Here is a 16506-nt window from a genome sequence, read left to right on the forward strand (position 1 = left end):
AGACCCGCCCCGGCTCTCACCCGTCGCGCAGCGCCTTCAGTCTCGCCACGTCCGCCGCGTGCCCCTCGCGGCCGCCCGGCGTCTCGATGATCAGGGGCACACCCTCGGTCGCCGGATGGGTCATCAGCGCGCGGAACGGGTCCTCGCCGATGTGGCCGGAGCCGATGTTCTCGTGGCGGTCCTTGTGCGCGGCGGCCACGTCCTTGGAGTCGTTGGCGTGGACCAGCCTGAGCCGGCCCGGGCCGACCGTGTCGACCAGCAGGTCCAGCGTCTTGTGCATGCCGTCGGGACCGGCCAGGTCGTGTCCGGCGGCGAAGATGTGACAGGTGTCCAGGCACACGCCCAGCTTCGGATGCGCGTCCAGCGCCTCGAAGTACGGCCCGAAGTCCCAGGTGCGGGAGCACAGCGAGGAACCCTGCCCGGCGGTCGACTCCAGCAGCAGGAACGGGTCGTCGTCATGGGTCAGCTCGTCCAGCAGCGGCAGCATGTGCTGCCGTACCTGCTTCAGCGCCACGGCCCGCTCCCGGCCTCCCGTCGCGCTGCCCGTGTGCACGACCACACCCAGCGCGCCGATCTCCCGCCCGCGCCGCAGCGAGTGCCGCAGCGACTCCACCGACCGCTCGACCGTCGCCTCGGTGTGCGAGCCGAAGTTGATCAGGTACGGGGCGTGCACATACGCCGGGAGCGACCGCTCGGCGCACGCCGCGCGGAACTCCTCGTCCTGCCGCCGGTTCCCGGTCGGCGTGGCCCAGCCGCGCGGGTTGGCGACAAAGACCTGGACGGCCTCCGCCTCCAGCTCGGCGGCGTACGCCAGACCGACGGAGTGGAGTCCGCCGGCCACCGGAACATGACCGCCGACAGGGTTGCGCGAGGCGCCGGGGACGGCACCGTAATGCTTACTGCTCACCCGTTCAGGGTCCCATGCCCCGGTGGCGCCCCCGTCGGCGGAGGTGATCGTCAGCGGATGGTGATCGTTATCGTCGACCCCTTGGGCGCCGTCTTCCCGCCGTCGACCGACTGGCTCTTCACCGTGTCCCCGAACAGCCCGAGCAGCCCGCGGTTGTCGTCGAACTTGAAGCCGGCCTTCTCCAGCGCCTTGTGCGCGTCGTCCACGCTGTCCCCGACCACGTCCGGGACCTTGATCTGCTCGGGGCCCTTGGAGACCGTCAGCGTCACCGTGTCGCCCTCGGCCGCCTCGCTGTCGCCCGCCGGGGTCTGCTCGGCGACCTCGCCGCGGTCGTACTCGGAATTGATCTGACCCGTGGCGACCTTCACCTTGAGCCCGGCGTCCGTGAGCTCCCGCCTGGCGTCCTCCAGGCTGTCGCCGGTGACGTCCGGGACGTCCACCGGGCTGCCCTTGCTGACCACGAGCGCGATGGCGGAGCCCGCGTGCCGCTTGGTGCCCGCCACCGGGTCGGTCCTGATCACCTGCCCCTTGGCGACGCTTTCGCTGAACTCCCGGGTCACCATGCCCGGCTCGAGACCGCCCGACTTCAGCTGGGCCTGCGCCGCCCCGAGCCGCTGGTCGGCGAGGTCCGGCACCCGCACGATCTCGGGGCCGAGGGAGATCGTCAGCGCCACGGAGCCGTTGTCCCGGATCCGGGCACCGGGCGCGGGATCCGTGCCGATGACCGTGCCGCGCCGCACCGTGTCGCTGTAGGCGCGCTTGACCTTCCCCACGTCCAGCCCGGCGTCCCCGAGCCGCTGCTTCGCCTGCGCCTCGGTCTTCGACAGCACCGGCGGGACCTTGGTGAACTGGCCGGAGTTGATGTACCAGACTCCGGCGCCGACCCCGAGGGTCAGCAGCACCGTGGCGACCAGGGTGAGCAGCCCGCGCCGGGCCGGTCGCCGCCGCTCGGGCACCGGCGGCGTCTCGAAGCGGCTGGTGCGGTGGACGGCGGCCGTGGCCTCGTCGTCCTCGTTGACCGGGTTCACGGGCAGCAGCCGGGGCACGGTCAGCGAGCGCGGGATCACACTCGTCCGGTCCTCGGTGATGTCGTGCCCCGCGGACAGCGCCTGCGGCGGCATCGCGTCCAGCTGCTCGTCACCGAGCCCCGCGCGCGCCTCCCGGACCAGGGCCAGCAGCGTCACGGCGTCCTGCGGGCGGACGTCCATGGCGCGCGCGGTGGCCGCGGCCACCAGCCGGTCCAGCTGGTACGGCAGCCCGGGTACCGCGGCCGAGGGCGGCGGCACGTCCTCGTGCAGGTGCTTGTAGAGCACCGCGGCGGGCGTGTCGCCCTCGTGCGGCTTTCCGCCGGTCAGCATCTCGTAGAGCACGACACCGCACGCGTACACGTCCACGCGCGGGTCCGCGGTGCCGTGCTGGATCTGCTCCGGCGCCAGATAGGAGACCGTGCCCAGCACGGCGCCCGTGGTGCTGGTCACCGTGTCCACGGACCGCACCAGACCGAAGTCGGCGACCTTGACCCGGCCGTCGTCCCCTATCAGCACGTTCTCCGGCTTCATGTCCCGGTGCACGAACCCGGCGCGGTGCGCGGAACCGAGCGCGGCGAGCACCGGCTCCATGATGTCCAGCGCCGCCCGCGGCTGGAGCGCGCCCCGCTCGCGCAGCACGTCCCGCAGGGTGCACCCGGCGACGTACTCCATGGCGAGATACACATACGACCCGTCGGCGCCCTGGTCGAAGACCTGGACGACATTGGGATGGGCCAGCCGGGCGACGGACTTCGCCTCGCGGATGAAGCGGTCCACGAACGCCGCGTCGGCCGCCAGCGTCGGATGCATCACCTTGAGGGCGAGCACCCGGTCCAGACGGATGTCCAAGGCCCGGTAGACCGTGGACATCCCGCCGACCGCGATCCGCGCCTCGACGCGATAACGGCCGTCGAGCACCTGCCCGACGAGAGGGTCCTGAAGGGTCGTATCCACGCAGGTGAGTCTACGAGCCGTGACCGACAGCGCCCGACGTTGCGCCGTTTCGGGGACGGAATGCAGCAGACCTGTGACTGTCGCTCCGGCGCGCCAGGCCGTGTCCTAGAACGCCGGGCGCTCCGGATCCAGGTGCGCGAGCCCCTCCGTGGGGGAGGAGGCCTCGGCGAAGTGGCGGGGCGGGATACGGCCCGCGCGCCGGGCCAGCCGGCCCGCCTCGACCGCGTGCTTCATCGCCTCCGCCATCAGTACCGGCTCCTGTGCCCGGGTCACCGCCGAGGCGAGCATCACACCCGCACAGCCCAGTTCCATCGCCAGCGCCGCGTCGGACGCCGTGCCCGCGCCCGCGTCCAGGATCACCGGCACCCCGGCCCGCTCGACGATCAGCCGGAAGTTGTGCGGGTTACGGATGCCGAGTCCGGAGCCGATCGGCGAGCCCAGCGGCATGACCGCCGCACAGCCGACCTCCTCCAGCTTCCGGGCCAGAACCGGGTCGTCGTTGGTGTACGGCAGCACGGTGAAGCCGTCGTCCACCAGTGTCTCCGCCGCGTCCAGCAGCTCGATCGGATCCGGCAGCAGCGTCCGCTCGTCGGCGATGACCTCCAGCTTGATCAGATCCGTGCCGAGCGCCTCCCTGGCCAGCCGGGCCGTCAGGACGGCCTCGCCGGCGGTGAAACAGCCCGCCGTGTTGGGCAGCACCCGGATGCCGAGCCGCTCCAGCACGGACAGTACGGAACCGTGCACCGTGGGATCGACCCGTCGCATCGCCACCGTGGTCAGCTCCGTGCCGGAGGCGACGAGCGCCCGCTCCAGCACGTCCAGGCTCGGCGCGCCGCCGGTGCCCATGATCAACCGGGACGAGAACGGCGTACCGCCGAGGACGAAGGGATCGTCTGCCATGGGTCAGCCTCCTTGGACGGCGGTGAGGACCTCGACACGGTCTCCCTCGGCGAGGTCCGTGGCGGACCACTGCCCGCGCGGTACGACGGTCTCGTTCACCGCGGCGGCCACTCCGCGCGGCGCCGCGGTCAGCGAACCGACCAGAGTGTCGAGATCCGTGCCGGGCGCGATCTCCCGGCGCTCTCCGTTGACCGAGATGTTCATGCGGACCGCTCCGAGCCGTGTTGTGACGAGCCGTGTTGTGACGAGCCGTGTTGCGAGGGGAATGACGCAGCCGAAGGCGCGGCGAAGCGCTGTGGTGTGAAGGGGCGGGCCTCCTCCGGCAGCTCGCCGGTGACCAGGACGTACGCCATCACATCGCCGGTGACCGGGGTGAGCAGTACACCGTTGCGGTAGTGCCCGGTGGCCAGCAGCAGCCCGTCAAGCCCGGTCGGGCCGAGCAGCGGGGCGTTGTCGGGGGAGCCGGGACGCAGCCCGGCCCGGGTCTCGGTGAGCGGCAGCTCGGTGATCCCCGGCACCAGCTCGTGGGCGTCCCGGAGCAGCTCGTACACCCCGCCCGCGGTCACCGTCGTGTCCCAGCCCAGTTCCTCGCTCGTCGCGCCCACGACCAGCTCGCCGTTCTCCCGGGGCACCAGGTAGACATGGCCGCCGCGCACCACGGCGCGCACGGTACGGCTCAGGAAGGGCGCGTACCGGGCCGGCACCGTCAGCCGTACCACCTGCCCCTTCACCGGCCGCACCGGCGGCAGCACCTCGTCCGGCACGCCCGCGAGCCGCCCGCTCAGGCTCCCGGCGGCGAGCACCACCCGGCCCGCGTCAAGGACTTCGCCCTCGCGGGTGACGACCCCGGCGGCCCGGTCGCGCACGACGGACAGCCGCTCCGCCCAGGTGCGGTGGAACACCACCCCGGCGAGCTCACAGGCGGCCGTCAGCGCGTCCGAGAGCCGACGCGGATCGATCTGGTGGTCGCCGTCCACCCGCAGTCCGCCGCGCACCCCGGGCGCGAGCATCGGCTCCAGGCGCCGGCACTCGCGTCCCGACAGCCACTCGGCCTCCAGACCCGACCGCTGCTGGAGGGCGTGCAGCTCGCGCAGATCGGCACGGTCGTCGGCGTCCAGCGCGACGGCGAGGGTGCCGCTGCGGCGGTAGCCGAGGTCATGGCCGGTCAGCTCGGTCAGCTCGGCCACGAAGTCCGGGTAGCGACGGGCGGACGCCAGGTTCAGCCCGAGCAGCATCTGCTCGCCGTAGTGCAGTTCGGTGACCGCGGCCAGCATCCCCGCCGCGACCCGCGCGGCGCCGCCGCCGGGCTCTGGGTCCACCACGGCGGTGGCGAGGCCGCGCTGCGCGGCACGCCAGGCCGTGACCAGGCCGATGATCCCGCCCCCGACGACGAGGACGTCCGACGTACCTGACGACATGGGCGTTCAGCCCCTCCCTTCGCCGGCATGACCCGGATCAGGTTCGTACGGTCGGAGGCCGCCAGCCTCCCTCTCAGCCCGGTGCGTCCGGGCTCCCGCGAGTTCTGTACGTTGGCCACCCTACCGCTCGAACCAAGGAGTCCCGGCGTCATGGCCCGCTCGCTCGACGGACTGACCCTCGCCCCGGTGGCCGACCAGGCCCCCGGCCAGGTGGGCACCCGCACCCGGTTCACCTACCACGAGAAGGACGGCGTGGTCTGGGCCGAGTACACGGGCGGCGACATCGTGCGCGGGCACCTGGTGGGCACCCGCGAGGGCGACCGGCTGGACTTCCGCTACACGCAGCTCAAGCAGGACGGCAGCACGTCCGGCGGGCACTGCGTGTCCACGGTCGTCGAACTGCCCGACGGACGGGTACGGCTCGAGGAGACCTGGCGGTGGGAGTCCCAGGAAGGCAGCGGCACCAGCATTGTGGAGCAGCTCACCCAGCACGCCCCCTGACTGACAGTTTGTCAATTGTCTATGGTGACCGGGTGAGCGGTGATCGGGTGGGCGAGCAGACGCAGCAACGGGGCACGTCACGGGGACGGCGAGTGGTCGTCGTCGGCGCGGGCATGGCCGGGGTGCAGACCGCCGTCGCCCTGCGGGAGCAGAGTTTCAACGGCACCGTCACGCTGATCGGCGCCGAGCCGCACCAGCCGTACGACCGGCCGCCGCTGTCCAAGGCCGTCCTGCTCGGCAAGTCCGAGGGCTCCGCCTTCGAGGTCGACTTCGAGTCGCTCGGCATCGATCTGCGCCTGGGCAGCGAGGCACTGGGGGTGCGCACCGCCGACCACGAGCTGGACACCGGCTCCGGGCCCGTTCCCTACGACGTCCTGGTCCTCGCGACCGGTGCCGAACCGGTCCGGCTGCCCGGCACGGAGGGCGTCCCCGGGGTGCACCTGCTGCGCACCCTGGACGACGCGGAACGACTGCGGCCGGTGCTCACCCGCCAGCACGACATCGTGGTCGTCGGCGCGGGCTGGATCGGCGCCGAGTTCGCCACCGCGGCCCGTGAGGCCGGCTGCGCGGTGACCGTCGTGGAGGCCGCCGACCATCCGCTCGCCGGAGCGCTGCCGCCCGAGGTGGCCCTGCCGATGACCGCCTGGTACGCCGACAGCGGCGCCACCCTGCGCACCCGCGCGCGCGTGGCGGGCGTCGAGCCGGGCGCGGTGGTCCTCGGCGACGGCACCCGGGTACCCGCGGGCGCCGTCGTGGTCGGCATCGGCGCGCATCCCGCCACCGGCTGGCTCGCCGGCTCGGGCATCGAGCTGGGCGCGCAGGGCGACGTGGTGGCCGACGACCATCTGCGCGCCTCCGCCCCCGACGTGTACGCCGTCGGCGACTGTGCCTCATTCCCGTCGGCCCGGTACGGCGAGCGGCTGCTCGTCCACCACTGGGACAACGCCCTCCAGGGGCCGCGCACGGTGGCCGCCGGCATCATCGGCGAGTCCCCGGCCGTCTACGACCCCGTCCCGTACTTCTGGTCCGAGCAGTTCGGCCGCTTCGTCCAGTACGCGGGTCATCACGCGGCGGCCGACACGCTGCTGTGGCGCGGCGACCCGTCCGGACCCGCCTGGACCGTCTGCTGGCTGCGGGGCGACCGGCTCGTCGCCCTGCTGGCGGTGGGCAGACCGCGTGACCTGGCACAGGGCCGGCGGCTGATCGAGGCGGGCACGCCGGTGGACCGGAATCTGCTCACGGACCCGGCTCGACCACTGAAGCAGGCCGTGGCACGAGCGTGACGACAGCGGGCCCGACTTCCGACTGTCAGTCCGGGATGGCACGCTGTTTCCGTGACCGAGATTGACGCAAAGACCGATGCTCTCGTCCCCGCATGGCTCACCCTCCCCGACATCGCCGAACAGCTCGGCGTCGAGGTGACACGTGTGCGGCAGCTGGTCAAGGATGGCCAGCTCATTGCCGTACGCCGTGGCGAGAACCGCGCGCTGCACGTCCCCGCCGCCTTCATCGACGGGGACAAGGTCGTCAAGGGCCTGTCCGGCACCTTGACGCTCCTGCGGGACGACGGCTTCACCGACGAAGAGATGCTGGAGTGGCTCTTCACCCCCGACCCCACCCTGCCCGGCACCCCCGCCCAGGCACTGAGTGAAAACCGCGGCACGGAGGTGAAGCGCCGCGCCCAGGCGCTCGCCGTCTGATCATGTAGATGCCGGGGCCGTGACCGGCCGGTGCCGCGGTCCCGGTAGTGTCCGGGTGGCGCCCCCAGGGCGCTGCCCGGCCGGCCGTCCAAAGCCGTGTCCGGGAGCCACGGGTCCACCGGTGGCTCACACCGACAAGGCCGGGCCGCCGGCAGGCCCGCGCACCGACAACCCGGGGGACCCGACCCGTGTCCGACATCGCCACCGCACGTGACCGTCTCGCCGAGGCCCGTGTCTACCTCTGCACGGACGCCCGCAAGCGCCAGGGCGACCTCCCCGAGTTCCTGGACACGGTCCTGGCCGCCGGGGTGGACATCGTGCAGCTGCGGGACAAGGGCATGGAGGCGGCCGAGGAACTCGAGCACCTCCAGGTGTTCGCCGAGGCCTGCGCCCGGCACGGCCGGCTGCTCGCGGTCAACGACCGGGCGGACGTCGCCCACGCCGCCCACGCCGACGTGCTCCACCTGGGCCAGGGCGACCTCCCGGTGCCCGCGGCCCGCGCCGTCCTGGGCGACGACGTACTGATCGGCCGGTCCACACACGCCGGGGCGGAGGCCGACGCGGCCGCGGCGCAGGACGGCGTGGACTACTTCTGCACGGGCCCCTGCTGGCCCACCCCCACCAAGCCAGGCCGTCACGCCCCCGGACTGGACCTGGTCCGCCACACGGCGGCCCTCGGCACCGACCGCCCCTGGTTCGCCATCGGCGGCATCGACCTCGGCAACCTCGACCAGGTGATCGAGGCGGGCGCCCGCCGGGTGGTCGTCGTCCGCGCCATCACCGAGGCGGACGATCCGGGAGCGGCGGCGGCCGAGTTCCGCGAGCGGATGCGCCGGGTGCCGTAGGGCGTGCCCGCGGGCTCGTCCCAAGGGGTGGACAGGAAGTCGGCAAAACGGTCATATTTCCGCCGTTCGGTTGGGTGTCCGGCCACCCCTGACTAACCTGCGGGTATGGCCCTAGGAACCGCATCGACCAGGACGGATCGCGCCCGTACCGTGCGCGACATCCTGGCCACCGGCAAGAAGACGTACTCGTTCGAGTTCTACGCGCCGAAGACCCCCAAGGGCGAGCGGAGCCTGTGGAACGCGCTCCGCAGGGTGGAGGCGGTGGCCCCCGACTTCGTCTCGGTGACCTATGGCGCCGGCGGCACCACCCGGGCGACGACGGTCAAGGAGACCCAGCAGATCGTCGTGGACACGACGCTCACGCCGGTCGCCCACCTCACCGCCGTCGACCACTCCATCGCGGAACTGCGCAACATCATCGGCCAGTACGCCGACGCCGGGATCCGGAACATGCTCGCCGTGCGCGGCGACCCGCCCGGCGACCCGATGGGCGACTGGGTGCCGCATCCCCAGGGCCTGACCTACGCGGCCGAACTGGTCCGGCTCATCAAGGAGTCGGGCGACTTCTGCGTGGGCGTCGCCGCCTTCCCGGAGATGCACCCGCGCTCCGGCGACTGGGACACCGACGTCGACCACTTCGTGGACAAGTGCCGCGCGGGCGCCGACTACGCCATCACGCAGATGTTCTTCCAGCCCGAGTCCTACCTGCGCCTGCGCGACCGGGTCGCGGCCGCGGGCTGCGACACCCCGGTGATCCCCGAGGTCCTGCCGGTCACCAGCGTCGGGATGCTGGAAAGACTGCCGAAACTGAGCAACGCCAGCTTCCCGGACGCCCTGAAAGAGCGGATCCTCACAGCGAAGGACGATCCGGCGGCGGTACGCTCCATTGGTATCGAATTCGCCACGGAGTTCTGCGCGCGGTTGCTGGCCGAGGGAGTACCCGGACTGCACTTCATCACGCTCAACAACTCCACGGCACCGCTGGAAATCTACGAGAACCTGGGTCTGCACCATCCCCCGCAGGCCTAGACCGGCCGCACCGGTATACGACACACTGCGTAGCGGTTACTGGGAGAGGGGCGTACATGGGCTGGACGGTCCTCTACATCGCGTTCGGCATCGTCGCACTGTGGTTGCTGGGCGAGGTGCTGCTTCAGTACAAGGCACGCCTTCGCTGGCGACTGCTCGCCTTCGCGGGCTTCGTCGGTGTGGTGCTGGGCGTACTGATTCCGTCGATCGTGGTGATCGGCCTCGGCGCGGCCGCCTTCGCGGTCGGCCAGACCTATGTCACCCTCTCGTTCCGCCGGGGCTTCGACGCCGGCTGGGCCGTCAAGCGCCCCGAGGCCGAGGAGGCCGTCGGCAGCAAGCGCCGCCGCGGCAGGGCCGACCGCCAGGACCCGGTTCTCGACGGCCCAGGACCGGAAGCGGCCGACGCACGCTACGACGACCAGGACGCCGCCGACAGCGCCGCCTCGGCGTACACGGCCGACGACTACGACCGCGACGACGTGTTCACCCCGGCCGGCCCCGCCCAGCCCACCGCCGCCGAGACGACCGCCGTCTACGAGCCGCAGCCCCTCCCGGACGACACCGGCTCCTACGGCATATACGGCGGCGACCCCGCCCACGCGGCCGCCGCTGCCCAGGGCGCGGCCCAGGGCACCGACCAGGCCTACGCGTACGACTACTCCGGCTACCAGCAGCAGTACGGCTACGACACGAGCGGCCAGCAGCAGTACGCCAACTACTCCGACCCGTACATCGGCGCCCAGAGTTACGGCGGCGCCTCCTACGGCACCGGCTACGACACCACCGGCCAGCAGTACGCCCAGCAGCCCTACGGCCAGGAGCAGTACGCGGGCGGCGGCTACCAGGAGACCCCGTCCGGCGGTGTCTGGGTCCCGCAGCAGCGCACCGACGAGAACTACGGCAGCGAGCTCCCGCAGGAGCAGCAGTACCCCTACCAGGGCAACGGGCAGCAGCCGGGCAACGGATTCGACGAGCAGTACCGTTTCTGAACCGCAGGCCCGCCCCCTACTGGGAACCGCGGAACTCCGGCCCCTCCACGATCAGCCCGGCCACCAGCGCGCCCGACATACCCGCGTGGGGTAGCCCGCCGCCGGGGTGCGACCAGCCGCCGACCCGGTGGAGACCGGGCAGCCGTGTGGTGTTCGCCGGATGCAGATGACGGCCCCGGCCCGCGGCGAGCGCGGGGGCGGGAACGGCCCCGTGGCCGGCACCCGTCTCCTCCCACGTGTGCAGCGGGGTGCGGACCTCGTGCCACAGCAGGCGCTCCCGCAGCCCGGGCACCGCCCTCCCGGCCGCTTCGAGCATGGACTCGGCGCACCGCCGGACCGTGGCGTTCGCAGCCCAGTCGAAGTCGGCCGACACCACGGCGGACACCACCACGGACTCGTGCGCGTCGTCCGGGGTGAGCGCGGGGTCCCCTGGGCGGAGCACGGTCACCGTGGGGCGCAGGGGCAACGCGCCACCGGGGGAGGTCAGCAGGTCCAGTTCCCTCTCGGGGTCCGGCGCGTGCACGACCGTGCGGTGGGCGGCCCCGGCCTCCCGCGCACCGCGCAGCGCCAGCAGCAGCGCCAATCGTCCGGTCCCGGGCGTCACGGCCTCGGCGCGCACCTCACCGTCCCCGTCCGGAGGCAACTCCGTCAGCCCCCGCAGCCGTATTGGATCCACGCCCGCCACCACATGGTCCGCCTCCGCCGCGGTCCCGTCGGCGAACTCCACACCCGACGCCCGGCCGTCCTTCTCCAGGATCCCGGTGACCTCGGCGCCGAACACGAACTCCACCCTGCGGGCCAGGCACCGCTCGTACACCGCGCGCGCCAGCTCCCGTATGCCACCGCGGACATACCAGGTGCCGAAGGCGTGCTCCAGGTACGGCAGCACCGCGGCACTCGCCGGAGCGGTCCGGGGATCGAGGCCGTACGCCAGAGCGTGGCACTCCAGCAGCGCCGCGAGCCGAGGGTCGCGCAGCTCCCAGGCGCCCACCTCGGCGAGCGTGCCGGCCCGGCGGGTGCGCAGCAGACGTCTGTGCGGGACCGACGGATAGGGCTCACGGTCCGCCAGCACCTGCCAGTTCGGCCACAGGGGCTCCTCGAGCAGCGGGCGGCGGGTGCGGTCCCAGGCCTCCCGGGCCCGCACCAGGAAGTCGCCCCAGCGCTGTCCGGCGCCCGCCCCGAGCGCCTCGTCCAGTGCCGAGACGACACCCGCGCGCGAGGCGTTGGGCAGGGACACCTCGGTGCCGTCCGGGAACACGTGCCGCGACGACGGGTCGACCTGCACGAGGTCGACACAGGCCTCCAGCGGCTCCTTGCCCGTCTTGACGAACAGGTCGCGGTAGACGGCGGGCAGGGTCAGCAGTCCCGGGCCGGTGTCGAAGCCGAACCCGTCCCGCTCGAACCGGCGCACCGCACCGCCGTACGTCTCCGTGCGCTCGTACACCACCACCTGGTGGCCCGCCACGGCCAGCCGGGCAGCGGCCGCCATCGCGCCCATCCCGGCGCCGATCACCACAATCCGTGCCATGCCCGCGACTTTATCGACCGCCACCGACAACGGGACGCGCGGGCGGTCAGCCCGGCGGCCCGCCCTCTCGCGCGGCCAGGTGCCGCTCCTCCCGGCGCTGCGCCCTGCGCCGCAGGAAACGGCGGATCCGCGACACCACGAGGAACAGCACCACCAGCCCACCGGCCAGCAGCACCGCCGCGATCACCGCGGCAGCCAGGGGATGGAACATCGCGAACGTCACGACGCCGGCCACCCCGAAGTCCTCCGCCAGACTCATGACCACGTTGCTCAGCGGCTCGGGTGAGGCGTTGACCGCCATCCGGGTGCCCGCCTTGACCGTGTGGCTGGCTAGCGCGGTCGAGCCGCCTACCAGACCCGCCGTCACGTCGGACAGCGAGCCGCTGTGCCCGGCCAGCAGCGCCCCGACCCAGGCACCGGCGAGCGGCCGGACCACGGTGTGGGCGGCGTCCCACACCGAGTCGACGTACGGGATCTTGTCGGCGACCGCCTCGCACAGGAACAACGCACCCGCCACGGCGAGCACCTCGGGACGCTGGAGCGTCTGGGGGATCTCGTCGCTGACCCCCGCCGCGCCGAACAGACCGAGCAGCAGCACCAGCGCGTAGGCGTTGACGCCGCTGGCCCAGCCACTGGTGAAGACCAGGGGGAGTACCGACACGGAGATGATCGTAACCAGTACGAACCGGAACGGCCCGGGCAGATGAGTGCGGGCGGCTGAGTACGCGTACTCAATCAGCGAGATGAGTACCTGTGCGGATGGAAGGCAACCGCCGGGAACGGGAAAGTGGTCCCAGGGAAAGGGGCGCGATCTCCGGCACCGCCGACACGGGGCGGCGGAACCGGAACCCGTGCCCCTTGGCCGCTCCCTCCGCCGGTCCGGCGACGGAACGACGGGACGACCGAAGGGGGCACGGGGAAACCCGGGGAAACCTGGGGAACCCCGGGGGAACGGGGAACACGGAAGGCGCCGGTCCGACGGCGGCTCGCGGTGACGCGGCCGCCGGAGGACCGGCGCCTTCCGTGTTCAGCCCGTCCCGCTCACCCGGCCCTGGAGCAACCGCGACAGCGCCGCGTGAACGTCGTCCAGGGAGCGCTCCGGCTGGAACGACTGCCAGTCCAGCGCGGCCACCAGCACCATGCCGACCAGCGCGGCCGCCGTCAGCTGGACGTCGATCTCCTCGTTGAACTCGCCGCCCGCCACACCCTCGCGCAGCACGCCCTCGACGACCGCCACGGCCTCCTGCCTGACCACCATCAGTGTGGACTGCCAGGCCCGGTTGGTGCGCCACAGCTCGGCCACGTACAGCTGGGTGAAGGCGGGATAGCGGTCGATGAAGACGAGGCCGGCGCGCACCATCGCGTCCAGGGCGTCCACCTTGCTGCCGCCCGCGCGCGCGGTGCCGTCGGCCGCCTCCTGGAGGGAGGCGGTCAGCAGTCCCACGCCGTGCCGCAGCAGCTCCTCGAAGAGGACGGACTTGCTCGCGAAGTTGTAGTAGACCGTGCCCTTCGCGACTCCGGCGCGCTCGGCGATCTCGTCCACGGTGGTGGCGGAGAAGCCCTGTTCGGCGATGAGAGTGACGGCGGCCTCGTAGAGCTTCTGCCGGGTGGCCTCGCGGCGTGTGCTGCCGCCCGACGGGGTGCTGCTGCGTTCCATGGGGCTGATTCTCACAGGTCTCACAGCCACTGGTTCCGGGGTCACAGGCTCAGCTCCGGGTGGAGCCGGTCCAGCGTCCACACCTGGTGACGGCGGGCAGACAGCGCGGTGAGCGCGAGAGCGCCCGCCGTGAACGCGACCAGAACGCCGCACGCCTGCCACACCGGGCCCAGACCGCCGCCCGTGATCAGCCTCCTCAGGGCCTCCACGATGTAGCTCATCGGCAGGAAGGGATGAATCGCGTTGAAGAAGCGCGGACTGGTCTGCACCGGATACGTGCCGCCTGCTGACGTCAGCTGGAGCATCAGCAGGGCGAGCACCAGGATCCGGCCCGCCGCGCCGAACCGCGCGTTGAGCCACTGCACCAGCGCCGCGAAGCACGCCGACACCAGGAACAGGAAGCCCACCGTGCCGGCCGCCCGGACCATCTGGAGCCCGATCGCCCAGTGCAGTACGGCCATCAGGGCGGCCGTCTGGAGCACTCCGACCGCGACCACCGGCAACCAGCCCGCCAGCGCGATGCGCGACGCGGCCGCGCCGGCCGCTAGGGCCCGCCGGTTGAGCGGCTGGATCAGCATGTAGGCCACCATCGCGCCCACCCACAGGGACAGCGGGATGAAGTACGGGGCGAATCCGGTGCCGTAGTTCGGCGCCTTGTGCAGGTCCCTGGCGGCCAGCTGGACCGGGTCGGCCATCACCTTCGTGCGCCGGTCGCGGTCCTGCTTGCCGTAGTCGGGGATCTGCCCGGCGCCGTCGTGCAGCCCGCCGGCGAGCTTGCCCGAGCCGTCCCCGAGCTTGTAGATGCCGCCGTTGAGGTCCTCGGCGCCCGTCGACAGCTTGCCGACGCCGTCGTCCAGGTCGGAGGCGCCGGACCCGGCCGTGCCGAGGCCGGAGTGCAGCTTCCTGGCGCCCGTGGCGACCTTGCCCGCGCCGCTGTTCAGCGCGTTGATCTGCTTGACGGCGCCGTCCACGTCCTCGTACAGGTGCGGCGACCGGTCGGCCAGGGCCAGGGCCTGCTTGCGGAGCGTCCCGAGGTTGGCGCGGAGCGTCTTCAGGTCGCCGTTCTGGTCGGCGATCAGCGTGTTGAGGTCGTCGGCCACCGTGGACACGTCGGCGGCCGCCTGCTTCGCCTTCTTCAGGGCGGGGCAGATGTCACCGGTCAGCAGCGGGGTCTCGCAGTGCTCGCGGTAGACGTCGTCGAGCGTCTCGGACGCCGTGTGCGCGGACCTGGCCGCGCCCGGGGCCGCCTGCACCAGCTCCTTGAGGTTGTGGTCGACCGCCGTCGCCGAGTCGGCGACCAGCCGGGCCGCGTCCCCGATGGACTTCTCGTTGTCCTTCAGGAACGGTCCGGCGTCGTCGTAGACCGCGTTCACGTTGTCGGCGAGCTTCTGTGTGCCCTCGGAGACCCGCTTCGCGCCGTCCTCCAGGTCTGAGGCGCCCTTGGTGAGCTTCGTCAGGCCCTTGGACAGCTCGCCGCTGCCGCTCTTGGCGTCCTTGAGTCCGTCGGCGAGGTCCTTGGAACCCTTCTCCGCCTTCCCGATGCCGCCGGTGAGCTGGTCGGCGCCCTCGGCGGCCTCGACCGTCTTCCCGTGGATGTCGGAGAACGAGATGAAGATCCGGTCCAGGACGGCCCGGGAGGCCTTGGTGGACGCGGCCGTGCGCACCTCGCTGAAGACGGACCTGGATATCTGCCCGACGATGTAGTTGTTCGCGTCGTTGGTGCGCACCTGGAGGGCGCCTGTCTCCGGGGCGTCGCCGGAGCTGGAGGCGATACGCCGGCTGAAGTCGGACGGCATGGTCAGCGACAGGTAGTAGGTGCCGTCCTCCACGCCGTCGCGCGCCTCGCCCGCGCTCACCTCGTGCCACTCGAAGGTGTCGCTGTCGCGCAGCCCCTTGACGATGTCGTCGCCTGCCGCGAGGTGCTCGCCGCCGACGGTCGCGCCCCGGTCGTCGTTCACCAGTGCGACCGGGATGCGGTCCAGGCGGCCGTACGGGTCCCAGAAGGACCACAGGTACAGGGCGCCGTACAGCAGCGGCAGCAGCAGAAGCGCCACCATGGCGGCACGCGGCAACTTGCCCCGGCCGAAGCGCCTCAACTCAAGCGCGGCCAGTTTCGGCGAGCGCATCGGCCTCTTCCCCCTTCTCGGTCTTCCCCGTGGTCTCCGTCTTGCCGGTCTCCGTCGTGCCCGGCTCGTCCGTCGCGTCTTCGTCCGTCGGGTCCTCGTCGGTGCCGTCCGGCGCGGCCGTCGTGGACACGGTGGTCACACCGGCCGGGGCCTCCGCGCACACCGCGATCACCGTCGTGCCGGATGCGGCGAGGGCGGTCAGCAGGTCCCAGACCTGGGCCCGTTCGGCGTCCGAGAGCTTGAGGTCGATGTCGTCGATGCCCAGCAGCCGGGGCCCACCGATGAGGGCCAGCGCCAGGGAGAGCCGCAGGGCCTCCATCCGTTCCAGGTCGCGGACGGCGGTCCGGGGTCCCTTGGGCAGGGTCTCCAGGTCGAGTCCGGCGGCGTCCAGCGCTGTGTCGATCCGCTGCTTCGCCTCCCGCGCCCGCTCGGCCCGCGGCCGGGTCAGCGCGCGCAGGGAGTCCCCGAACCGGTGCTGGAGCAGTGCCCGTTCGCGCAGATGCTCGCCGACGGTCAGGGCCGGGTCGAGGTCGGTGACCCCGGCGACGTTGGCCAGCGCGCTGAGGCGGCGCACCGCCGCGAGTTGCTTGGGCAACCGGGCCTCGCCGACGGTCGCCGACCCTTCCGTGGCCTTCATCCGGCCGGTGAGCGAGAGCAGCAGGCTGGTACGGCCGGAACCGGACGGCCCCTCGACGGCGATCAGCGCGCCGGGCTCCGCGTCGGCCGAGATCCCCTGGAACGCCCAGCCCCGTGGACCCTTGAGTCCGAAGTCCCGGGCGTGTACGGCGAGTCCTGGCGGACTGCTCACGATTACCCCATCCCCTGGGGCCCGGGGACGTCCCCCGAACGTCCCCGGGCGTCTTCCCATTTGAACTGACTGGTCAGTGCAAAAGTTAACCCGAACTCGCGATCTAGGCAAAAGCC

Annotated in this window: 16 protein-coding genes and 1 riboswitch; of the genes, 6 read left to right on the top strand and 10 right to left on the bottom strand. The window is 72.2% G+C overall.

Annotated features, from left to right (window positions below; all coding sequences use genetic code 11):
* Positions 1–16: 16 nt before the first annotated feature.
* From ACIPK3_RS04500 to thiO, 5 genes are all read right to left on the bottom strand, one after another.
* Positions 17–907 (bottom strand): deoxyribonuclease IV, encoded by an 891-nt coding sequence (locus ACIPK3_RS04500; protein ID WP_402566518.1) that lies wholly within the window; start codon positions 905–907, stop codon positions 17–19.
* 50 nt (positions 908–957) lie between these two features.
* Entirely contained in the window at positions 958–2889 is a 1932-nt protein-coding gene (gene pknB, locus ACIPK3_RS04505) for a Stk1 family PASTA domain-containing Ser/Thr kinase (protein ID WP_402566519.1), read from the bottom strand.
* 105 nt (positions 2890–2994) lie between these two features.
* The gene (locus tag ACIPK3_RS04510; protein ID WP_402566520.1) at positions 2995–3789 is read right to left on the bottom strand and encodes a thiazole synthase; all 795 of its coding nucleotides are present in this window, start codon (positions 3787–3789) and stop codon (positions 2995–2997) included.
* Positions 3790–3792: 3 nt separating this feature from the next.
* Positions 3793–3993 (bottom strand): sulfur carrier protein ThiS, encoded by a 201-nt coding sequence (gene thiS / locus ACIPK3_RS04515; protein ID WP_402566521.1) that lies wholly within the window; start codon positions 3991–3993, stop codon positions 3793–3795.
* The gene (gene thiO, locus ACIPK3_RS04520; protein WP_402566522.1) at positions 3990–5207 is read right to left on the bottom strand and encodes a glycine oxidase ThiO; all 1218 of its coding nucleotides are present in this window, start codon (positions 5205–5207) and stop codon (positions 3990–3992) included. Before thiO ends, thiS begins: the two co-directional genes overlap by 4 nt.
* A riboswitch (TPP riboswitch) is annotated at positions 5204–5316 on the bottom strand. (Overlaps the previous gene by 4 nt.)
* 41 nt (positions 5317–5357) lie before the next feature.
* Between thiO and ACIPK3_RS04525 the strand changes: the two genes are divergently transcribed.
* From ACIPK3_RS04525 to ACIPK3_RS04550, 6 genes are all read left to right on the top strand, one after another.
* Positions 5358–5708, top strand: coding sequence for a hypothetical protein (locus tag ACIPK3_RS04525; RefSeq protein ID WP_402566523.1), 351 nt, complete (start codon positions 5358–5360; stop codon positions 5706–5708).
* 47 nt (positions 5709–5755) lie between these two features.
* Positions 5756–6991, top strand: coding sequence for an NAD(P)/FAD-dependent oxidoreductase (locus ACIPK3_RS04530; protein WP_402566855.1), 1236 nt, complete (start codon positions 5756–5758; stop codon positions 6989–6991).
* Positions 6992–7042: 51 nt separating this feature from the next.
* Entirely contained in the window at positions 7043–7408 is a 366-nt protein-coding gene (locus ACIPK3_RS04535; RefSeq protein WP_402566524.1) for an Rv2175c family DNA-binding protein, read from the top strand.
* Between the two features lie 188 nt (positions 7409–7596).
* Entirely contained in the window at positions 7597–8253 is a 657-nt protein-coding gene (gene thiE / locus ACIPK3_RS04540; RefSeq protein ID WP_402566525.1) for a thiamine phosphate synthase, read from the top strand.
* 105 nt (positions 8254–8358) lie between these two features.
* The gene (gene metF, locus ACIPK3_RS04545) at positions 8359–9282 is read left to right on the top strand and encodes a methylenetetrahydrofolate reductase [NAD(P)H] (protein ID WP_402566526.1); all 924 of its coding nucleotides are present in this window, start codon (positions 8359–8361) and stop codon (positions 9280–9282) included.
* A 56-nt stretch (positions 9283–9338) separates the two neighbouring features.
* Positions 9339–10271 carry a hypothetical protein gene (locus ACIPK3_RS04550; protein WP_402566527.1) on the top strand — a complete coding sequence of 311 codons (933 nt, stop codon included), beginning with the start codon at positions 9339–9341 and terminating at the stop codon, positions 10269–10271.
* 16 nt (positions 10272–10287) lie between these two features.
* Here the strand turns inward: ACIPK3_RS04550 and ACIPK3_RS04555 are convergent, their stop codons facing one another.
* The 5 genes from ACIPK3_RS04555 to ACIPK3_RS04575 all read right to left on the bottom strand — a co-directional run bounded on the left by ACIPK3_RS04555 (position 10288) and on the right by ACIPK3_RS04575 (position 16390).
* Complete coding sequence (locus ACIPK3_RS04555; protein WP_402566528.1) at positions 10288–11799, bottom strand: phytoene desaturase family protein; 1512 nt, start codon at positions 11797–11799, stop codon at positions 10288–10290.
* Positions 11800–11845: 46 nt separating this feature from the next.
* Complete coding sequence (locus tag ACIPK3_RS04560; protein ID WP_402566529.1) at positions 11846–12460, bottom strand: DUF4126 domain-containing protein; 615 nt, start codon at positions 12458–12460, stop codon at positions 11846–11848.
* Positions 12461–12826: 366 nt separating this feature from the next.
* Positions 12827–13456, bottom strand: coding sequence for a TetR/AcrR family transcriptional regulator (locus ACIPK3_RS04565; RefSeq protein ID WP_402566530.1), 630 nt, complete (start codon positions 13454–13456; stop codon positions 12827–12829).
* 41 nt (positions 13457–13497) lie between these two features.
* Positions 13498–15582 (bottom strand): YhgE/Pip family protein, encoded by a 2085-nt coding sequence (locus tag ACIPK3_RS04570; RefSeq protein ID WP_402566531.1) that lies wholly within the window; start codon positions 15580–15582, stop codon positions 13498–13500.
* On the bottom strand, positions 15554–16390 hold the full coding sequence (locus ACIPK3_RS04575; protein ID WP_402566532.1) for an ATP-binding cassette domain-containing protein: 837 nt from the start codon (positions 16388–16390) through the stop codon (positions 15554–15556). Before ACIPK3_RS04575 ends, ACIPK3_RS04570 begins: the two co-directional genes overlap by 29 nt.
* Positions 16391–16506 lie beyond the last annotated feature (116 nt).

Source organism: Streptomyces sp. NPDC086787 (assembly GCF_044745865.1).
Taxonomy (GTDB): domain Bacteria; phylum Actinomycetota; class Actinomycetes; order Streptomycetales; family Streptomycetaceae; genus Streptomyces.

Excerpts from the sequence above, each read along its gene's own strand:
- metF (WP_402566526.1), top strand. The coding sequence starts at position 8,359 with ATGGCCCTAGGAACCGCATCGACCAGGACGGATCGCGCCCGTACCGTG.
- ACIPK3_RS04550 (WP_402566527.1), top strand. The coding sequence starts at position 9,339 with ATGGGCTGGACGGTCCTCTACATCGCGTTCGGCATCGTCGCACTGTGG.
- thiO (WP_402566522.1), bottom strand. The coding sequence starts at position 5,207 with ATGTCGTCAGGTACGTCGGACGTCCTCGTCGTCGGGGGCGGGATCATC.
- ACIPK3_RS04525 (WP_402566523.1), top strand. The coding sequence starts at position 5,358 with ATGGCCCGCTCGCTCGACGGACTGACCCTCGCCCCGGTGGCCGACCAG.
- thiS (WP_402566521.1), bottom strand. The coding sequence starts at position 3,993 with ATGAACATCTCGGTCAACGGAGAGCGCCGGGAGATCGCGCCCGGCACG.
- ACIPK3_RS04570 (WP_402566531.1), bottom strand. The coding sequence starts at position 15,582 with ATGCGCTCGCCGAAACTGGCCGCGCTTGAGTTGAGGCGCTTCGGCCGG.
- ACIPK3_RS04565 (WP_402566530.1), bottom strand. The coding sequence starts at position 13,456 with ATGGAACGCAGCAGCACCCCGTCGGGCGGCAGCACACGCCGCGAGGCC.
- ACIPK3_RS04510 (WP_402566520.1), bottom strand. The coding sequence starts at position 3,789 with ATGGCAGACGATCCCTTCGTCCTCGGCGGTACGCCGTTCTCGTCCCGG.
- ACIPK3_RS04555 (WP_402566528.1), bottom strand. The coding sequence starts at position 11,799 with ATGGCACGGATTGTGGTGATCGGCGCCGGGATGGGCGCGATGGCGGCC.